Genomic DNA, 18130 nt, shown 5'->3' with positions numbered 1-18130 from the left:
AAGATCTTTTTATAGAGGTAGTTTGATGTTTAGCAGAGTCTGGTATAGTAGCGCAGGTAATAAACAGTGCTTTTTAAGCAGCTTAATACAAAATTGCTAATTAATGTGTCCTAAAGGTTAATTTAAAGAATACATTAATTATCAATTGTAAAAAATGGGTTAGCCGATGCACGGCTAGCAAAAAAACACATTGTAACGGTTTTATCATGATATCTAATTTATTTACCAAGATTTTTGGTAGTCGCAATGACCGCACTATTAAAAACCTAAGAAAGACGGTCGCACTGATCAATGCACTTGAAACGCAACTAGAAGCGCTTTCAGATGAAGATTTAAAAGCTAAAACAGCTGAGTTTAGAGAACGTTACGATAACGGACAAAGCTTAGGCGATATTCTACCAGAAGCATTTGCTGTGGTACGTGAAGCGTCAAAGCGTGTAAACGGTATGCGTCACTTCGACGTGCAATTATTAGGTGGTATGGTTTTACAACAAGGCCGTATTGCAGAAATGCGTACTGGTGAAGGTAAAACCCTAACAGCAACGCTTCCTGCTTATTTAAATGGCTTAACAGGCAAAGGCGTTCATGTCATTACCGTGAATGACTACTTAGCCAAGCGTGATGCTGAAACCAACCGTCCACTATTTGAGTTTTTAGGCTTAACCGTTGGTTGTAATGTTCCGGGCATGATGCCACAACAGAAAAAACAAGCTTATGAAGCTGACATCACTTACGGTACCAATAACGAATTTGGTTTTGACTACCTACGTGACAACATGGCATTTAGCATTGATGAGCGCGTTCAACGCCCATTATTTTATGCCGTAGTGGATGAAGTGGATTCAATCCTAATTGATGAAGCGCGAACGCCGCTTATTATTTCAGGCCCAGCTGAAGACAGCTCAGAGCTTTACACTGAAATAAATACCATTGTTCCTTTACTTGAACTACAAGAAAAAGAAGATGAGGAAGGGATTGAAGGCGATGGCGATTTCACTATCGATGAAAAATCTAAGCAAGTTCACCTAACTGAGCGTGGGCAAATAAAAGTTGAAGAGCTACTTACAGAGCGCGGCTTAATTGAAGAAGGTGATTCACTGTACTCAGCAGCGAGCATCACGCTACTTAGTCACGTTTATGCAGCTCTTCGTGCACACAAGCTTTACCAAAAAGATGTTGACTACGTTATTAAAGAAAACGAAGTTATCATTATTGATGAGCACACAGGTCGCTCTATGGAAGGACGTCGTTGGTCAGAAGGTTTACACCAAGCCGTAGAAGCAAAAGAAGGTGTGAAAATTCAAAACGAGAACCAAACGTTAGCTTCTATTACGTTCCAAAATTACTTCCGCTTGTACGAAACGCTAGCAGGTATGACAGGCACAGCCGATACAGAAGCATTTGAGTTTCAGTCTATCTACGGTTTAGACACAGTTGTTATGCCAACCAATAAGCCAATGATCCGTGATGATCGCGCAGATTTGGTGTACCTAACGCAAGAAGAAAAGTACGAAGCCATTTTAGCAGACATTAAAGACTGTCAAGAACGTGGTCAGCCAGTACTTGTAGGTACTATCTCAATTGAAAGCTCTGAGTACTTGTCGCAGTTTTTACGTAAAGAAAAAATTAAGCACAATGTACTGAACGCTAAATTCCACGCACAAGAAGCAGACATTGTTTCTGATGCGGGCTTACCAGGGACTGTTACTATTGCCACTAACATGGCTGGTCGTGGTACCGATATTGTACTGGGTGGTAACTGGAATAGTGAAGTTGAAAAACTTGAAAACCCAACTGACGAACAAATTGCCGAAATTAAAGCCGCATGGAAGATTCGCCATGATGCAGTAATTGATGCCGGCGGTTTACACATTATTGGTACAGAGCGTCATGAATCACGTCGTATTGATAACCAATTACGTGGTCGTTCTGGCCGTCAAGGTGATGCCGGTTCAAGCCGTTTTTACCTATCGATGGATGATGCGTTAATGCGTATTTTTGCCGGTGAGCGCATGACTAACATGATGCGTAAACTAGGTATGCAACGCGGCGAAGCGATTGAACACCCATGGGTTAACCGCGCAATCGAAAACGCACAGCGTAAAGTAGAAGCACGTAACTTTGATGTGCGTAAACAGCTACTTGAGTACGATGATGTAGCAAACGACCAACGTCGTGTTGTTTACTCTCAACGTAACGAATTGCTTGAAGAAGGTGATATTTCAGAAACGATTACCGCTATCCGTGGTGATGTGCTCGCTGGTGTAATTGATCAATACATTGCCCCACAAAGCTTGGCTGAAATGTGGGATATCCCAGGGCTTGAAGAGCGCTTAAAGCAAGATTTCCTAATTGAGTTACCAATTACTCAGTGGTTAGCTGATGACAATAAACTGTATGAAGAAAAACTTCGTGAGCGTATTGAAGAAGCGGTTGAACAAGCCTACAAGCAAAAAGAACAAATGGTCGGCGATTCTGTACTACGTCAGTTTGAAAAAGCCATTATGCTTCAAAGTCTTGACCAACATTGGAAAGACCATCTTGCGGCAATGGATCACTTACGCCAAGGTATTCACTTACGTGGTTACGCACAAAAGAATCCTAAGCAAGAATACAAACGTGAGTCGTTTGAGTTATTCTCTGAAATGCTAGAAAACTTAAAAGTCGATGTGGTCGGTATTTTAAGTAAAGTGCAAGTTCGCGCTGAAGAAGATGTTGAAAAAGTAGAAGAGCAACACCGTAAAAGTGAAAATGCCCCTCGCGAATATCAACATGAAGAAGCAGAGCACGTAGGTGGTGAAGCACCGCAAAGCGCTCAGGTTATGGCACGTAGCGAACCAAAAGTTGGCCGTAACGATCCATGTCCATGTGGTTCAGGCCAAAAATACAAACAATGTTGTGGTAAATTAAAATAACACCACTTTGCTACGTTAGATAAAAAGCGACGCTTGCGTCGCTTTTTTTATGCTGTTTAAGGGAGAGGTAATGACTAAAGTAATCATCAATGTTGCTGTGGGTGTAATTAAAAAAAATAACAATTTGTTTATTTGTAAACGTGCAGATGAGCAACATCAAGGTGGGCTATGGGAGTTTCCTGGTGGCAAAGTTGAAGCTGGAGAAAGTGTGTTTCAAGCCCTAAAACGTGAACTGCTAGAAGAGGTAGGACTGACTATTCATAGTTCAAGCGAACTTATCACTATAGAGCATGACTATGGCGATAAATGCGTACGACTTAATGTGCATGTGGTCAGTAACTTTAATGGTCAAGCTCATGGCGCAGAAGGACAACCAAGCGAATGGGTCAGCATAGACGAACTTGATAACTATGATTTCCCTGCGGCCAATGTCGAGATTATCAGCGCCATAAAAACGAAATATAGCTAGTTTCATCATCAGGCATATAAGTAACTAAAAAGCCAGTGAGCATGATGCTCACTGGCTTTTTATTTTGCGATTAATAGCTCTAAGCTAATTTCAGCTCAAATTACCAAATTTTTACGCGATCTTCAGGCTTGATATACATTTTATCGCCCTCTTTAACATCAAACGCTTGGTAAAATTCTGGCATGTTCGACAAAATACCAATTACGCGATAATGACTCGGTGAATGTGAATCCGTCATTAAACGATTACGTAGCGCCTCATCACGGTATTTACGACGCCAAATTTGCGACCAGCCCATAAAGAAGCGTTGGTCGCCCGTATAGCCTTCAATAATGGGCGCTTTCGAATCACCCAGCGATAGCTGATACGCTTTATAAGCGACGGTTAAGCCGCCTAAATCACCAATGTTTTCACCCAGTGTCAGCTCACCATTAACGCTGGCATCTTCAAACGGTTTATATTGATTATACTGTGCAACTAAGGCAGCACTTCGCTGTTCAAACTGCTTAAGGTCTGACTCGCTCCACCAATTACGTAAATTGCCATCACCGTCGTATTTTGCCCCTTGGTCGTCAAAGCCATGGCCTAACTCATGGCCAATAACCGCACCAATAGCACCATAGTTAACCGCATCATCCGCTTCTAAATTAAAGAAAGGAGGCTGCAGAATCGCCGCAGGGAATACTATTTCGTTATTCACTGGATTGTAGTAAGCATTCACTGTTTGTGGAGTCATATGCCACTCAGAGCGATCAACTGGCTTACCTAATTTAGCAATCATATCTGCATAAGCCCATTCACTGTAGCGAATATAGTTACCTACCAGTTCATCAGGGTTAATCGCTAAATCTGAGTAATCTTTCCATTTATCTGGGTAACCAATTTTAGGGGTAAACTTATTGAGTTTTTCTTGCGCCGCCACTTTTGTTTCAGGGCTCATCCACTCAAGGTTTTCAATTGCCACTGAATAGCCTTTAATCACATTATCAACTAACTCTTCCATACGTGCTTTTGCTTCTGGCGGGAAGTTTTCTTTAACGTAGACTTTACCTAAAATTTCACCCAGTACACTGTTTGATGCATCAACGGCTTGCTTCCAAAGTGGTGCTTGCTCTTCAACACCACGCAACGTGGTGCTGTAAAAATTAAACTTCAAATCCACTAAATCTTTATTAAGTAGCTGCGCGTAATTACTAACAAAATGGAATTTTAAATAGTTTTGCCAAACAGCTAAGTCAGTATTGTTGAAAATCTCTGCAAATTTTTCAAAGTAACTTGGTTGGCGCACAATTAACTCTTGAGCATCAACGCCAACTGCTTCGAAATAGGCATTTAAATCAAACTCACCCATTAGCGAGTTAGCTTCAGCTACCGTCATTTTATTGTATGACTTAGTTGCATCACGGCTTTGCACTCGGCTCCACTGTGCATCAGCAAGTGTCGTTTCAAGTGCTAATATCGCTTTGGCTGCATCAGCAGCATTATTAACGCCAGCTTTAGCTAAAATATCGGTGATATACGTTTGATAAGCCGCGCGAATTTTTGTGAATTTTTCATCATCTTTTAAATAGTAGTCACGATCAGGTAAACCAAGTCCCGCTTGATAGGCATAAAGCGCATTTTCACTTGAGTTTTTAGCGTCATTATTAACATACCAGCCAAAAGGAAGATCGCCACCTTTAACTTGTAGCTGTGCCATCAGTGTGACCAACGCGGCTTTATCTTTCACTGTATCAATGCTTTTAATAGCTGGCTCAAGTGGCAAAATACCTAACTCTTCACGAGCATTTTCAGCCATATAGCTAGAATAAAATGCACCAATCTTATATTCATCTGAACCTGGTTTTGCACTACTATTAGCACTGGCGTTTTCAAGCACTGTTTTCATTGCTTTTTGCGATTCATCATATAACTGTGAGAACGACCCATAGTTAGACTTGTCACCTGGAATCTCAGTTTTTGCTAACCATTGACCATTAACATGGTAATAAAAATCATCCTGTGCACGAACACTTTTATCCATATTTTGTAAATCAACACCTAGCGCACCAGGGGCCGCCACCGGTGCAGTTACTGTGGTTGATTCTGCTTTCATTTGTTGTGGCTTTTCGCCGCAGCCAACCAAACCTAACGCCAATGCAATACTGGCGGCAGTCATTGTTATTTTTTTCATAAGAATTCCGTATATTAATTAGAATAAATACGCATTTCATTAAGATTTGATAACTCAAAAAAAACAACAATAGGATGCAGTCTATTACCTGCTTAATGAAATACGCATCAGCTACAACCTAATTTAGGAAGCACTAGCTAAGCATAATAAACCTGATTTAAATAACAATAAAATCGAATATGTAACAAAGTATTTTGCGTTTGTTCAAAGCGTGAAAAAGAGCCTAGCATGAGGGCTAGCTAGGGCTTACTTTTGCCATGTAATGCTAAGCGCTGCAGCTTTTCTTTTAATGAAGGAGGGGCAGAATCGGCGATCGCATTCAAATAATCAGCCGTTTGCACACTCATTTTAAGAGAGTTAGTCGCTTGGCTATCTGTCGCTTTAGGACGATTACTTAATCGTTGAGTTGCTTGTGGATTGGCGGTAATTTTTATTTGTCCAAGCTCTGCCATACCTGCGGCTCTAAAATGAGACTGCATATCCATTTTTAAATAATTAAGCCTAAGAGCAATAGGAGCTGAAACAGCTTCTATCATCAGTGTGCCGTCACGATAATTACTTACTCGACATTTATCGCCTAGCTTAGGCCCTAAAAAATCGCGTAACAGTTGTTGCTGTGTATCCAATGCTTGGCTTTTTCCCGCATAGGCTGCTAAACGGTTGTTTAGCCCGGCCATAATGTCAGTTAATGGTTTTGGCGCATATCTATCTTTAGCCATATCACACCTTAAAAACCTCAAAGGAAAGTTTGCTTAAATTAAGCTTAATTTAAGCAAACAAAGTGGGTGTATACCAATTCGCTGAATTAAGTATTATTGTGGAAGGGTATTAAGCACCCGCAATTTGCATTTGCTCAATCAGCACTGAGCCCGTTTGAATACCACCACGTCGCTCTATATCGCCACCAATAGCTGAAATACCTTTAAACATATCTCTTAAGTTACCAGCAATAGTTATTTCACTTACTGGGTACTGTATTTCACCATTTTCAACCCAAAAACCAGCTGCACCACGAGAGTAGTCACCAGTCACGGTATTTACACCCTGCCCCATAAGTTCAGTGACTAACAAACCCGTGCCCATGGTTTTCAATAGTGTAGCTAAGTCCTGATGGGTTTGCTCAACCAACCAGTTATGAATACCACCGGCATGGCCTGTTGGCGTCATATTCATTTTACGCGCTGCGTAGCTCGCTAATAAATATGTTTGCAATTCACCACCGTGTATTATTTCTCTGTCTAGAGTTTTAACCCCTTCGCTATCAAAAGGTGATGATGCTAACCCTTTTAATAAGTGTGGGCGCTCTGAAATATTAACAGTTTTGCTGAACACTTGTGTACCTAAGCTATCCAGTAAAAAGCTGGATTTGCGATACAGTGCGCCACCGCCGATCGCTGACACTAAATGGCCAAACAATGAGTTAGCAATATCGGCTCTAAAAATAACCGGCACTTTCATGGTGCCTAGTTTTTGGCTGTTTAGTTTAGCTAGGGTTTCTGCAGCAGCTTCAAGCCCAACACTTGCAGCATCTTTTAGCCCTGCTTGATCGCGGGAAATTGTGTAGGCTGAGTCGCGCTGCATATGTTCGCCCTCTTTGCCTATTACCATAGTGCTTATGCTATGGCGTGTTCTTGGGTAGCCTGCAATTAAACCATGACTATTGCCATACACTCGCAACCCTTGGTGCGAAGAAAAACTAGCACCATCAGAATTCACAATTCGCTCATCCGCATTTAATGCGGCTTGCTCAGCAGCATGACATAAATCAATCCCTTGCTCAGGACTTACATCCCAAGGATGAAATAAATCTAAATCTTTAGGCGAAAACTCAAGTAATTCTTTATCAGCAATACCATTACACGGATCATCTGAGGTGAATTTAGCAATATCTATGGCTTTTTCGACCACAGATCGCAATGTTTTTGGATTTAAGTCAGCCGTAGAGGCGGAGCCTTTGTTATTACCAACATACACGCTAATACCTAAACCACCGTCTTGATTAAACTCAATGGTTTCTACCTCGCCCATACGCGTACTTACCGACAGCCCTGATGTGCTCGACATAGCAGCTTCAGCAGCAGTAGCGCCTAGTTTTTTAGCATGTTCGAGTACTTCAGAAACGGCATCTTTTACTTGAGAAATTTGCGAATATATTGGATCTTGGTGTTGGCTTTTCATAAATTCTGTCCTGAGCCCAGAAGGCAATGTTGCACACATTTTTTATATTTAAATGCTAACACACTCACTGCACCACATCAGCTAATATTAATCACTAAAAGAATCGCGTATAATAGATAAAGTTATTTTTACTTAAGAGCACCCCATGGCGAAGAAAAAAGGCAAGCCTGCTGAAATTGAAGAAGAAATTATATATGTATCAAAAAGTGAACTTAAGCGCGAAGCGCAAGAGTTTCATCAGTTAGGGTCTGAAATTGCCAAAATGGGTAAAAAGCAGCGCGAACGCTTACCGCTTAATGATGATTTAAAAGAAGCAATGGTTGTTGCCGATAAAATTAGTAATAAAAGTGATGCATACCGCCGCCACTTAAATTACATAGCAAAAACCCTTCGTACAGTAGAAAACATTGAAGAAATTAAAGCGATCATTGATGTAATGCTTAATAAAAATAACCAAGCAGAGGTTATGATCAAAAAGATTGAGCAGCTGCGCAGTGATTTAATTGAGCAAGGCGATGACTTAATCAACGAAACAATTGAACAATACCCAGCTCTTGAGCGCCAAAAAATGCGCCAACTGGTGCGTAATGCGGCCAAAGAAGTAAAAGCAGAAAAGCCTGCGAGAGGCTACAAAGAGCTATTTCAGTATTTAAAAGACGCCATAATGTAACGCAGCCACGTTACATACTAAAAAGGTGCTACGGCACCTTTTTTTGTTGTAGATCAAACCCCCTTCCCCTTTCCTTTTTTACAATACGCAGCAACTTAAAAGATAAGGTGCGCGTGATGATTAAACTTCCTCAATGGGATCAAACTTTAATAAACAAATACAATGTATCGGGTCCGCGTTACACGTCTTACCCGACTGCACTTTCGTTAGCTGACGGCTATCAGCAACAAGATTTGATTAGCGCTATTGAATCATCGCAAACCCGTGCTTTGTCTTTATATATTCACATTCCTTTTTGTAGCCAGCTTTGCTATTACTGTGGCTGTAATAAAGTTATTACTCGCCATCAATCTAAAGCTGATACCTACCTAGATTTTTTAGCTAAAGAAATCGTGGCACAAGCGCCGCTATTTCAAGACTATCAGGTTGAGCAATTACATTTAGGAGGCGGTACTCCAACCTTTTTGACCGCAGCCCAAATGACTCGCTTAGTAAAGCTACTAGAGCAACACTTTAACTTTAGCGATACCTGTGAGCGCGGTATAGAAATAGACCCTCGCTCACTGGCTGACAATATGCTGATTGACTTAAGCGAGATGGGATTTAATCGTGTGTCATTTGGTATTCAAGATTTTAATGATCAAGTTCAACTAGCTGTTAACCGCCCTCAACATGTTGATGAGGTAAAGCAGTTAATTACCCAAGCAAAACAATTAGGCTTTAAATCAATTAATGCAGATATGATTTATGGCCTGCCTCTACAAACACCTGAGAGTTTTAAGCAAACTATTGAGCAACTGATTGCTTTAGACCCCGACCGTGTTTCAGTATTTAACTACGCTCATTTACCTGATCGTTTTGCCGCTCAACGTAAAATAAAAGATGCTGATTTACCCAGTGCCCATAATAAGCTCACTATGTTCAAAAATACCCTAGAGCAAATGACACAGGCGGGCTATCAATTTATAGGTATGGATCACTTTGCAAAAGTTGATAATGAATTGGCTATTGCTCAAAATAGCGGCCAACTTCATCGTAACTTTCAAGGTTACACTACCCATGGAGAATGTGATTTACTAGGCTTAGGGGTCTCGTCAATATCGCAAATAGGCACAGCCATACTACAAAATAAGAAAGAGCTAAAACACTATTACCAAACAATCGATGAGCAAGCAGGCAGTGCCATTAATAAAGGCATGCATTTAACCCAAGATGACCTTATTCGAGCGGATGCAATTAAACAACTTATTTGCCAGTTTGAGCTTGATATGAGCGTATTCGCGAACAGACATAAAATCAGCTTTAATGACTACTTTAAAGATGCCTTAGAGGCACTCGCACCATTAATTGCCGATGAAATGGTAACAATAGAAAACAACCTAATTAGCGTAACACCAAAAGGGAATTTATTTATTCGTATTATTTGTATGTGCTTTGATGCGCACTTACAAAAACAAATAAATGCCACTCGCTTCTCACGGGTTATATAATTTAAAAAATAGCGCGCATAAAAAAAGCAGACCTAGGTCTGCTTTTTTATGCTGTAAAATTTAAGTGCTAGTTAAAAACCACGTTTTCGCTGCCTTGGGCTGCTTTAAACTCAACAATAATTTTTTTACAGTCAGCTTCAATTTCATCACTCAGTGATTCTTCTGCGCGCCAGCGTGCGGTATCTTGCTTAAAAATTTCTTTTTTAGCGTACTTTTTGCGCGAATCGTGAGTTGGCATTTCTTTTACCACGTCGTACATTTTATAAATGCCTGGGTATGCAGTTGTTAAGTCACGCTCAGTATCAAAACTATATTGCGACATCAGCACCCAGATACGTAAACAGCCCTCAGAGTAATCACATTGCTTTTCATTCATCGCACGTGCAATTAAATGAATACTATCGGCTAGCTTTGCATTACGTTTTAAACGCGACTGCTTAAGTTTTTGCTGTTGCTCTGCCTGTTGTTTGCTAATTAGCTTTTTTTGCACATTTAGCTTGTAGAGCAACTGACCCGCATAAAATGCCAAGCCCGCTATAATAGCAGCACCTACAACTAAGGCTAAGATCACTGCTGTACTCATTGCGTATCCTTATTACTTATCTTCGTCGTCATCTAGCCATTCATTAGCTAGGTCGTTTGATAGGTATTGATCAAAATCTGAATTACTTTCTTCATCACTGAAGTCATCTTCAAATTCTTCTTCATCTTCAATGCCTAATAACTTACACAGCACTTGGTGACGCGCTATACGGCTATTAAAGTATTTAGCATCTTTACCCGTTAGCATTTCACCTTGCTCATGACGCTCAACTAATTTAAGCAAGCGCTCATCATTTTCAAGCGCCTCTAATTCTTGCTCAGGCGTTAACTCAGGCTCAATCGCCTTTTTAAGCTCTGCTACAGGCTTAAGGTTACGTTTCATTTCGACTTTTGGTTCAGCGGCTGGGGCAACTAATGGTACTGCTTTTTTACTACCAACACGTTTGTCTTTAGCAGCCGAACCTGTTTTTTGAGTGTCATTACTCAATGCATCAGGTGCATTACGTGAACCAGACTTAGCGCCTTTGGTTTTCTTTACACGTTGCTCTTTCAATGCACGCATTTCTTTAAGCTTATCTTGGCTTAAACGAACGGGTCCATTTGATGGAATTTTACGTGACTTTTTCTTTCTACTCATATCTTGATCGTCTCACTTAAGAGGTTTTGAGCGAGGCGCAACTCAATGGGCATCGCGATGCTGGCCTAGCCAGAAGAATTCGGTTTGCGTTTTAGAGGTTGGGTTTCTCTATATATACGCCAAAGCATATTTAGATGCTTTTTTTAAACGGGGGGTATTGTAACAGGACAAATAAAAAGGCGGTAGAGAAAACATCTCTACCGCCTGCTAATCTGAGCGCCATTATATGGACACTTCTCCCTTCGACTTTTTAGTCTTTATTATTTTTATTATTATTTCTTTATCCGTATTATTATTATTTATCTTCCGTGTAGCATTCCATTTTGTTTTTATTATTAAACTTCCATGAGTTTTTATTATTTTCGGTCTTTCCTGACACTTTTTTGTTATTTCCTTTAGTAGCACTCTCAATGTGCTATTCAGTCGTGCCGCGCTACGATCCTTATAACGTTTTCCTATTTGTTATTATTGTTGCGACAGGGGTTAATTTACTCGTTAATAATTTTGTTACAACTAATTTATATCTTTTTTCTTGTGTAAAACATAACAGAAAAGGTTAAAAAATATAAGTTACAATAAGTTAACTTAAAAAATAAAAATAAAATGAGACTTTTCTTACATTAAAGTATGGTCAATGTCTTACAAGTGAAGGGGCTTTATCGGTCATTTCAGAAACAAAAAAAGCAGCCAAAGCTGCTTTTTGTCTATTTAACATTGTATTATGTTAACAATATCTAAATAAATACGACTTTAGTGTAGACCACCTAGGTATTTAGATAATGTTTCAATGTCTTTATCTGTAAGTTTCTTAGCAATATCTTGCATAACACCATTTAGGTCGTTATTACGAGTGCCATCTCTGAACTGCTCAAGTTGTGACTTGATGTATTCAGGATGTTGGAAAGAAATTTTTGGGAATTTAGCTAGTGAAGAGCCATTACCACGTGGACCATGACAAGCCGCACATGATGGAATTCCGCGTTCAGCGTCACCCGCTTTGTACAACATGGCGCCTGTTTCTTGAACATCTTTAGGTGTAGCACCTTCAGACATGTTCAAAGAAGCAAAGTAAGCAGACAAGTCTTTCATATCTTGATCGCTCAATGGCATTGCCATACCGCTCATTACTGGATTCATTCGACCTTCTTTACCGCCCGAAGTCATACCTAATTTAAATTCAGTAAGTTGTTTGTATATGTAATCTGCGTGTTGGCCTGCAATTTTTGGGTAGATGTTAACCGGCGCATTACCGTCTGGGCCGTGACAAGCCGCACACGTTGCTGATTTTTCTTTACCTGCGTTTACATCGCCATCAAATGCTGTTGCGTTGCTTGCTGACAACGCACCAAGCAATATAGTTAAAGATAGTGCTATTTTTTTCATGGTGAATTCTCTGTTTCCGACCCTGTATCATCTACAATATGGATGTTGTGATTTTTATATTCTACACGATATTAAATTCTCTGGCACGTTTTCTACACACATTAAACCTATAAATTATAGGGTTTTGAGTAAAATTAATCGCTAAGCCAGTTAAAATGTACCATCAGCAACGGTTTTACATGCTCGAAGACACTTTTTAATAGCTACTTTATAGTATAAAATACGCGCCACGGGTGAATTTGGTTTACCCAATGTTATTTTTTTTAGTTTTAGGAGAGCCTGTGCTCAAATCTCGTATCAAGTATAACACTGCGTCTTTCGTTACAAGCGCGCCAGACATCACTAAATTACCTGCTGATACGGGAATTGAAGTCGCGTTTGCCGGTCGCTCAAATGCAGGTAAATCAAGTGCGCTTAATGCCCTTACCGATCAAAAGTTAGCACGTACTAGTAAAACACCTGGCCGTACTCAGCTGATCAACACATTTGAACTTGCCGATGTAGATAACATGCGCCTAATTGACCTACCAGGTTATGGCTTTGCGAAAGTGCCAATTGAAATGAAAAAGAAATGGCAAAAGTCGCTAGGCGAATACCTACAAAAACGTCAAAGCTTAAAAGGTATTGTGGTGTTGATGGATATTCGTCACCCATTAAAAGATTTAGACCGTGATTTAATTAATTGGGCTGTAGGTAGTGAAATTCCAGTATTGGCACTATTAACTAAAGCAGATAAGCTCAAGCAAGGTCCACGTAAATCACAGGTACTTAGTGTTCGTCGTGAATTGAGTGAATTAGATGGCGATATAACAGTTCATGCTTTTTCATCACTTAAAGGCACAGGCTTACCAGAAGTCGCTAAAAAGTTAGATGAGTGGTACTTAGGTCCAATCGTAGCAATTCCACCTGCTGACACAGAGTAATTACCCTAAATAAAACCGCTCATTCGCGGAGGTAATAAAATAGCCGAGCTCATCAGTTTCGGCTATTTCAGCCCACTGATAAAACACATTTCTGGCAACTCGCGCAAAACAACCATAGGGTAATTGCATATAAGGCACTGCAGCGGCTTTGTAATTATTAATATGTAGCAGCTCAGCACGACTTAGTAGCCAGGTACGCTGTAGGTTATCAATACAACAAATAACATCACCATCAGAGGTCGACTCACGATGCCAACTTACAATAATAAATGGCGCATCCTTAACCTCAATCGCAATTTTCTCTACTGGCGTTTTTAAATAAAACTGTCCATCTTCGCGACACAACACACTAGCAAACAGCTTTATCATGGCTTGGCGGGTAATTTCACTACCCGCATAAAACCATTTACCTTGTTCGTCAATCAGCAGTGGCAATTGCCCGCAATGAGCAGGCTGCCATTGTTCAAAAGGTTTACTTGGCTCGCTTAGTTGCTTACTAAGTTCGTTAAGAGAAATCACTGTTTTTTAAAGGTCAGTGCAAAAGTAACCGGTACCGCAGTAGCAATCGAAGGTAAGCCGGCTAGTTTTTGTAACTGCATTATCCCTTCGGTGACTTTAAAGTCATCGCTATTAATAATGATAGGTGTAAATGATGCTACGCTTAAATCCCCGTTTTCCGCACTACTAACAAGTACATCAACTGCAAGTGGCTTTTTATGACCGTGAAAGTCTAGCTCGGCGCTAACACCTTTTAATACGTACTGACCAGGCTGCTTAATAAGTGACAATTTATCAGATAAGTCAGCGGTTAATACTGCATTTGCAAATGTGTCAGATTCAAACAAAATTTTGCTTAGGCGCTCGTTACGAATAGGAATAAACGTTTCAGCTGAGGTTAAATCAACATTTACGCTAAACTGACCTTGCTCACTCAATTGCCCTGATAACTGAGTAAAATGGCTTGCCTCAGCAATGCTATTTTTTTTAATTGAGACAAAACTTAATTGGCTTTTATCGTTGAGTAACTGCCAGTTTGCCGATGCAACACCTGAAACTAGTAAACATGATAAAGATAAACCTGCTACAGCTAACGTTTTAAACATAATGTACTCCTAAAATAAAAGATTTATACCCGAAAAAATAATACTTTGATCAGTCAAATTGAAAATCACTAATACGCTGAGTTAAAAAGAAAACGCACAGTAAACTGATGGTATCACTTGAAACGCTAAGTGCAATTAGAGAATAAATTTAACGCTTAGGAGTAAAGCTATAAAAAAACGGCCCATCAAATATATGATAGGCCGATATAGCAAACTGGGGAGAAGCTATCAATACGTTGCATCTTACGATGCATCATCAACAGGATGTCCTACAGGATGAGGACGGGCGGCACTTTACCAAAAGCAAGCGTAAAAATACAAGCATATTATCGATATTCGAAGCGAATTGACGAACCTCTAACGATTTAATACAAACTGCTGTTTAATTTAACTTTTTTTTAACCTGCAAGCTAAAAGAAAAGCGCCTATTGGCGCTTTTAAATAATTCTTTTTAACTGTTGTGTTTACCTAAGACAAGGCATCCTTGGCATACCAAATTAGTGCGCTTGTTCCCAGTTATCACCTTCGTCAGCTTCAACTATAAGTGGTACATCTAGCTGTGCCGCTTGTGACATCAGCTCACAAATTTGCTGAGTGTATTGCTCTGTGCACTCTGTTTTAATCTCAAATACCAATTCATCGTGTACCTGCATAAGTAGCTTAACCGTATTAGGCGCTTGCTGATTAACCCATGCATGTACTGTTAACATGGCTTTTTTAATAATATCAGCAGCAGTGCCTTGCATAGGGCCATTAATTGCTGCGCGCTCAGCGCCTTTGCGGCGTGCTCCATTGCGGGCATTTATTTCTGGTAAATGTAAACGGCGGCCAAAAATAGTTTCTACGTAACCATTTTCTGCTGCTTTTTCACGGGTTGTTTCCATGTATTCTAAAACACCTGGGAAGCGCTCAAAATATTTATCAATATAATGCTGCGCTTCATGGCGTGGTACATCAAGTTGACGTGCCAAACCAAATGCCGACATGCCATAAATTAAGCCAAAGTTAACGGCTTTAGCTTTACGGCGCATATCAGATGTAACCTCTTCAAGCTCAACTCCAAATACCTCAGCAGCTGTAGCGCTATGCACATCTAAGCCATTTGCAAAGGCATTGAGCAAGCCTTTATCTTGTGAAAGATGCGCCATAATACGCAGCTCTATTTGGCTGTAATCGGCCGCCACAATTTTATATCCATCGGCAGCAATAAAGGCTTCACGAATACGGCGCCCTTCTTCTGAGCGAATAGGAATATTTTGTAGGTTAGGATCGCTTGAACTTAATCGACCCGTTGCTGTTACCGCTTGATGATAAGAAGTATGCACACGCTTGGTTTGCTCATTCACGATCAGTGGCAATTTATCTGTGTAAGTTGATTTAAGCTTAGATAAACCGCGATGCTCAATAATCACTTTAGGCAATGGGTAATCGTGTGCTAATTCTTGCAGTACTTCTTCTGCTGTAGAAGGCGCGCCTTTGGGTGTTTTTTTGATAACGGGCAATTCTAGCTTTTCAAATAACAGTACTTGTAATTGCTTTGGCGAGCTTAAGTTAAACGGTTCGCCTGCGATTTCAAACGCTTCTTTTTCAAGCTCAAGTAACCGTTCACCTAAGCGTTGGCTATGCGTGGCCAACATATTGCTGTCGATAGCAACACCGGTGCGCTCAATGTCAGAAATAACGCTTACTAGTGGCATTTCTATATTTTCAAATACCGATTTAAGCTTTTCATCCGCTTCAAGTTTCGGCCATAGTACTTGGTGTAAACGCAAAGTAATATCGGCATCTTCTGCGGCATAAGGCGCCGCTTTTTCAAGTTCAATTTGATTGAACGTGAGCTGCTTTTTACCTTTACCAGCAATGTCTTCAAAGCTAATATTTTTGTGGCCTAAATATTTAAGTGCTAATGAGTCCATATCATGACGAGTACCTACGCTGTTAAAAACATAAGACTCCAACATAGTATCAAACTTAATACCATTTAATTCATAGCCAGCATTGGCAAGCACACTTTTATCATATTTTAAATTTTGACCAACTTTAGCTTTATTTTCGTCAGCTAATATTGGCCCAAGCTTTTGCATCACAAATTCAAGGCTTAGCTGTTCAGGCGCACCTGGGTAATCATGTGCAACCGGTAAGTAGGCGGCTTCCCCTGCTTTTACTGCGAAGCTCATCCCTACCAACTGCGCTTTCATATACTCTAAACTGGTTGTTTCAGTATCAAAAGCAAATAGCTCAGCTTCATTGAGCTGCTCTATCAATGTATTAAATTGGGCCTCAGTTAAAATCGTTTCATAGTGCGCATCTTCAACTTTTGGCAACTCATTCTCTTGGGTTGGGACCGCTAAATGTGTGTCAGCATCTTTTGGATTGTCTAGTAATTCAGCTAACCAGCGACGGAACTCGCACTCACCATATAATGCAATTAATTCGTCTTTATTCGGTGTTTGCAATTTAAAAGTATCAAGATCGGATTCAACCTCCACATCACACTTAATAGTGGCAAGTTCATAGCTCAATGGTAAATGATCAATCGCTTTTGCAAGCTTTTCACCTATTTTACCTTTGATATCAGCAGCATTATCAATTACGCCCTGAAGCGATCCGTACTTTTGTAACCATTTAACCGCTGTTTTAGGCCCGCACCCTTCAACGCCTGGAATATTATCTACTTTATCGCCCATTAAGGCTAAATAATCGATAATAAGTTCAGGTCCAACACCAAACTTTTCAACCACAGTGTCGGGATCTGAAATACTGTCGGTCATGGTATTGATCAAGGTGACATGCTCATTAACCAACTGTGCCATATCTTTATCACCAGTTGATACCAGTACATGGCGTTGTTGCTCAGAAGCAATGCGCGCAAATGTACCAATCACGTCATCGGCTTCTACACCTTCAATACTAATTAATGGAAAGCCCATCGCTTTAATAATGCTATGTAGCGGCGCTATTTGGGTACGCAGATCATCAGGCATTGGCGGACGATTCGCTTTATACTCGCTGTACATGTCATTTCTAAAAGTTTTACCTTTGGCATCAAACACCACTACCATATGTGAAGGATCGTATTGTTTGATCAAACTTTTCAACATGTTTACCACGCCATAAATGGCGCCAGTGGCTTCACCTTTAGAATTAGTTAAATGAGGTGGAGAATGATAAGCACGAAACAAATATGAAGAGCCATCAACAAGAATAAGCGGGTTTTCGGGGATCTGAGCCATGGTAAAATTGGATCCTAAATACAAAAAAGTAATATAAGTATAAGCATGCCATAAGGCAGTAAATAAAACGACTGTGAATTAATGTGATTAAGAGCGCTACATTTTTAGCAACTTGTGGATAACTATGTAGATAACACCCACAAACCATCCATCCGAAACATAGCAAAATGCTTAGATTAGTTTGTAATTTATTGTTTTGTTTAAAAAAAGATAATTCGAGGTTCTTTTTTATTATTCTTCTATCAATGTGGAAAAGGCATTTAAACCGTTACTGGTGTTGTAACCCACTTTGATTATTTACGTCCATTTAAATAACTGGATGAGCATTCTAGCATAATGGATCAAAGATCATAGCGATCCTTTATAATTTTTTTTACCCTTACTAGTTATCAAATGGCATATAGCGCATAACA

At 40.1% G+C, this 18130-nt stretch carries 14 protein-coding genes; 5 read left to right on the top strand and 9 right to left on the bottom strand.

Annotated elements, in window-relative coordinates; translation table 11 throughout:
• Positions 1–206: 206 nt before the first annotated feature.
• On the top strand, positions 207–2915 hold the full coding sequence (gene secA / locus FLM54_RS01415) for a preprotein translocase subunit SecA (protein ID WP_178954692.1): 2709 nt from the start codon (positions 207–209) through the stop codon (positions 2913–2915).
• Between the two features lie 70 nt (positions 2916–2985).
• Positions 2986–3384, top strand: a complete 399-nt coding sequence (gene mutT, locus FLM54_RS01410; protein WP_075169495.1) for an 8-oxo-dGTP diphosphatase MutT — start codon at positions 2986–2988, stop codon at positions 3382–3384.
• A 100-nt stretch (positions 3385–3484) separates the two neighbouring features.
• Here the strand turns inward: mutT and FLM54_RS01405 are convergent, their stop codons facing one another.
• The 3 genes from FLM54_RS01405 to pmbA form a co-directional block, all read right to left on the bottom strand.
• Positions 3485–5557, bottom strand: a complete 2073-nt coding sequence (locus tag FLM54_RS01405; protein WP_010390389.1) for a M13 family metallopeptidase — start codon at positions 5555–5557, stop codon at positions 3485–3487.
• Positions 5558–5796: 239 nt separating this feature from the next.
• Entirely contained in the window at positions 5797–6276 is a 480-nt protein-coding gene (locus FLM54_RS01400; protein ID WP_178954690.1) for a DUF721 domain-containing protein, read from the bottom strand.
• 109 nt (positions 6277–6385) lie between these two features.
• On the bottom strand, positions 6386–7735 hold the full coding sequence (gene pmbA / locus FLM54_RS01395) for a metalloprotease PmbA (protein ID WP_138569778.1): 1350 nt from the start codon (positions 7733–7735) through the stop codon (positions 6386–6388).
• A 145-nt stretch (positions 7736–7880) separates the two neighbouring features.
• On the opposite strand from pmbA, the gene yjgA reads away from it, so the two are divergent.
• On the top strand, positions 7881–8405 hold the full coding sequence (gene yjgA / locus FLM54_RS01390; RefSeq protein WP_010390384.1) for a ribosome biogenesis factor YjgA: 525 nt from the start codon (positions 7881–7883) through the stop codon (positions 8403–8405).
• A 116-nt stretch (positions 8406–8521) separates the two neighbouring features.
• Entirely contained in the window at positions 8522–9895 is a 1374-nt protein-coding gene (gene hemN, locus FLM54_RS01385; protein WP_178954688.1) for an oxygen-independent coproporphyrinogen III oxidase, read from the top strand.
• Positions 9896–9962: 67 nt separating this feature from the next.
• On the opposite strand, the gene FLM54_RS01380 is transcribed toward hemN, so the two are convergent.
• The 3 genes from FLM54_RS01380 to FLM54_RS01370 all read right to left on the bottom strand — a co-directional run bounded on the left by FLM54_RS01380 (position 9963) and on the right by FLM54_RS01370 (position 12458).
• On the bottom strand, positions 9963–10478 hold the full coding sequence (locus tag FLM54_RS01380; protein WP_010390378.1) for a DUF2489 domain-containing protein: 516 nt from the start codon (positions 10476–10478) through the stop codon (positions 9963–9965).
• A gap of 12 nt (positions 10479–10490) precedes the next feature.
• Positions 10491–11075 carry a Der GTPase-activating protein YihI gene (gene yihI / locus FLM54_RS01375; protein ID WP_178954686.1) on the bottom strand — a complete coding sequence of 195 codons (585 nt, stop codon included), beginning with the start codon at positions 11073–11075 and terminating at the stop codon, positions 10491–10493.
• Between the two features lie 750 nt (positions 11076–11825).
• Complete coding sequence (locus FLM54_RS01370) at positions 11826–12458, bottom strand: c-type cytochrome (RefSeq protein ID WP_008112717.1); 633 nt, start codon at positions 12456–12458, stop codon at positions 11826–11828.
• 281 nt (positions 12459–12739) lie between these two features.
• Here FLM54_RS01370 and yihA point away from each other — a divergent pair, with 281 nt between their 5' ends.
• The gene (yihA, locus tag FLM54_RS01365) at positions 12740–13381 is read left to right on the top strand and encodes a ribosome biogenesis GTP-binding protein YihA/YsxC (RefSeq protein WP_138607234.1); all 642 of its coding nucleotides are present in this window, start codon (positions 12740–12742) and stop codon (positions 13379–13381) included.
• Here the strand turns inward: yihA and FLM54_RS01360 are convergent, their stop codons facing one another.
• The 3 genes from FLM54_RS01360 to polA all read right to left on the bottom strand — a co-directional run bounded on the left by FLM54_RS01360 (position 13382) and on the right by polA (position 17717).
• Positions 13382–13900, bottom strand: a complete 519-nt coding sequence (locus tag FLM54_RS01360; RefSeq protein ID WP_178954684.1) for a DUF1285 domain-containing protein — start codon at positions 13898–13900, stop codon at positions 13382–13384.
• The gene (locus FLM54_RS01355; RefSeq protein WP_055012277.1) at positions 13897–14484 is read right to left on the bottom strand and encodes a YceI family protein; all 588 of its coding nucleotides are present in this window, start codon (positions 14482–14484) and stop codon (positions 13897–13899) included. The genes FLM54_RS01360 and FLM54_RS01355 overlap by 4 nt, the downstream gene beginning before the upstream one ends.
• Before the next feature lie 497 nt (positions 14485–14981).
• On the bottom strand, positions 14982–17717 hold the full coding sequence (gene polA, locus FLM54_RS01350) for a DNA polymerase I (protein ID WP_178954682.1): 2736 nt from the start codon (positions 17715–17717) through the stop codon (positions 14982–14984).
• Positions 17718–18130 lie beyond the last annotated feature (413 nt).

It is taken from the genome of Pseudoalteromonas sp. Scap25 (assembly GCF_013394125.1).
Taxonomy (GTDB): Bacteria; Pseudomonadota; Gammaproteobacteria; order Enterobacterales; family Alteromonadaceae; genus Pseudoalteromonas.
Note: the sequence above shows the minus strand (reverse complement) of the source record. Positions and strands in the feature narration are given on the sequence as shown.

Bases quoted from the DNA above. Each gene is read 5' to 3' on its own strand.
- FLM54_RS01400 (WP_178954690.1), bottom strand. From the start codon at position 6,276: ATGGCTAAAGATAGATATGCGCCAAAACCATTAACTGACATTATGGCC.
- FLM54_RS01380 (WP_010390378.1), bottom strand. From the start codon at position 10,478: ATGAGTACAGCAGTGATCTTAGCCTTAGTTGTAGGTGCTGCTATTATA.
- yihI (WP_178954686.1), bottom strand. From the start codon at position 11,075: ATGAGTAGAAAGAAAAAGTCACGTAAAATTCCATCAAATGGACCCGTT.
- FLM54_RS01370 (WP_008112717.1), bottom strand. From the start codon at position 12,458: ATGAAAAAAATAGCACTATCTTTAACTATATTGCTTGGTGCGTTGTCA.
- hemN (WP_178954688.1), top strand. From the start codon at position 8,522: ATGATTAAACTTCCTCAATGGGATCAAACTTTAATAAACAAATACAAT.
- FLM54_RS01355 (WP_055012277.1), bottom strand. From the start codon at position 14,484: ATGTTTAAAACGTTAGCTGTAGCAGGTTTATCTTTATCATGTTTACTA.
- yjgA (WP_010390384.1), top strand. From the start codon at position 7,881: ATGGCGAAGAAAAAAGGCAAGCCTGCTGAAATTGAAGAAGAAATTATA.
- FLM54_RS01405 (WP_010390389.1), bottom strand. From the start codon at position 5,557: ATGAAAAAAATAACAATGACTGCCGCCAGTATTGCATTGGCGTTAGGT.
- polA (WP_178954682.1), bottom strand. From the start codon at position 17,717: ATGGCTCAGATCCCCGAAAACCCGCTTATTCTTGTTGATGGCTCTTCA.
- mutT (WP_075169495.1), top strand. From the start codon at position 2,986: ATGACTAAAGTAATCATCAATGTTGCTGTGGGTGTAATTAAAAAAAAT.
- secA (WP_178954692.1), top strand. From the start codon at position 207: ATGATATCTAATTTATTTACCAAGATTTTTGGTAGTCGCAATGACCGC.
- pmbA (WP_138569778.1), bottom strand. From the start codon at position 7,735: ATGAAAAGCCAACACCAAGATCCAATATATTCGCAAATTTCTCAAGTA.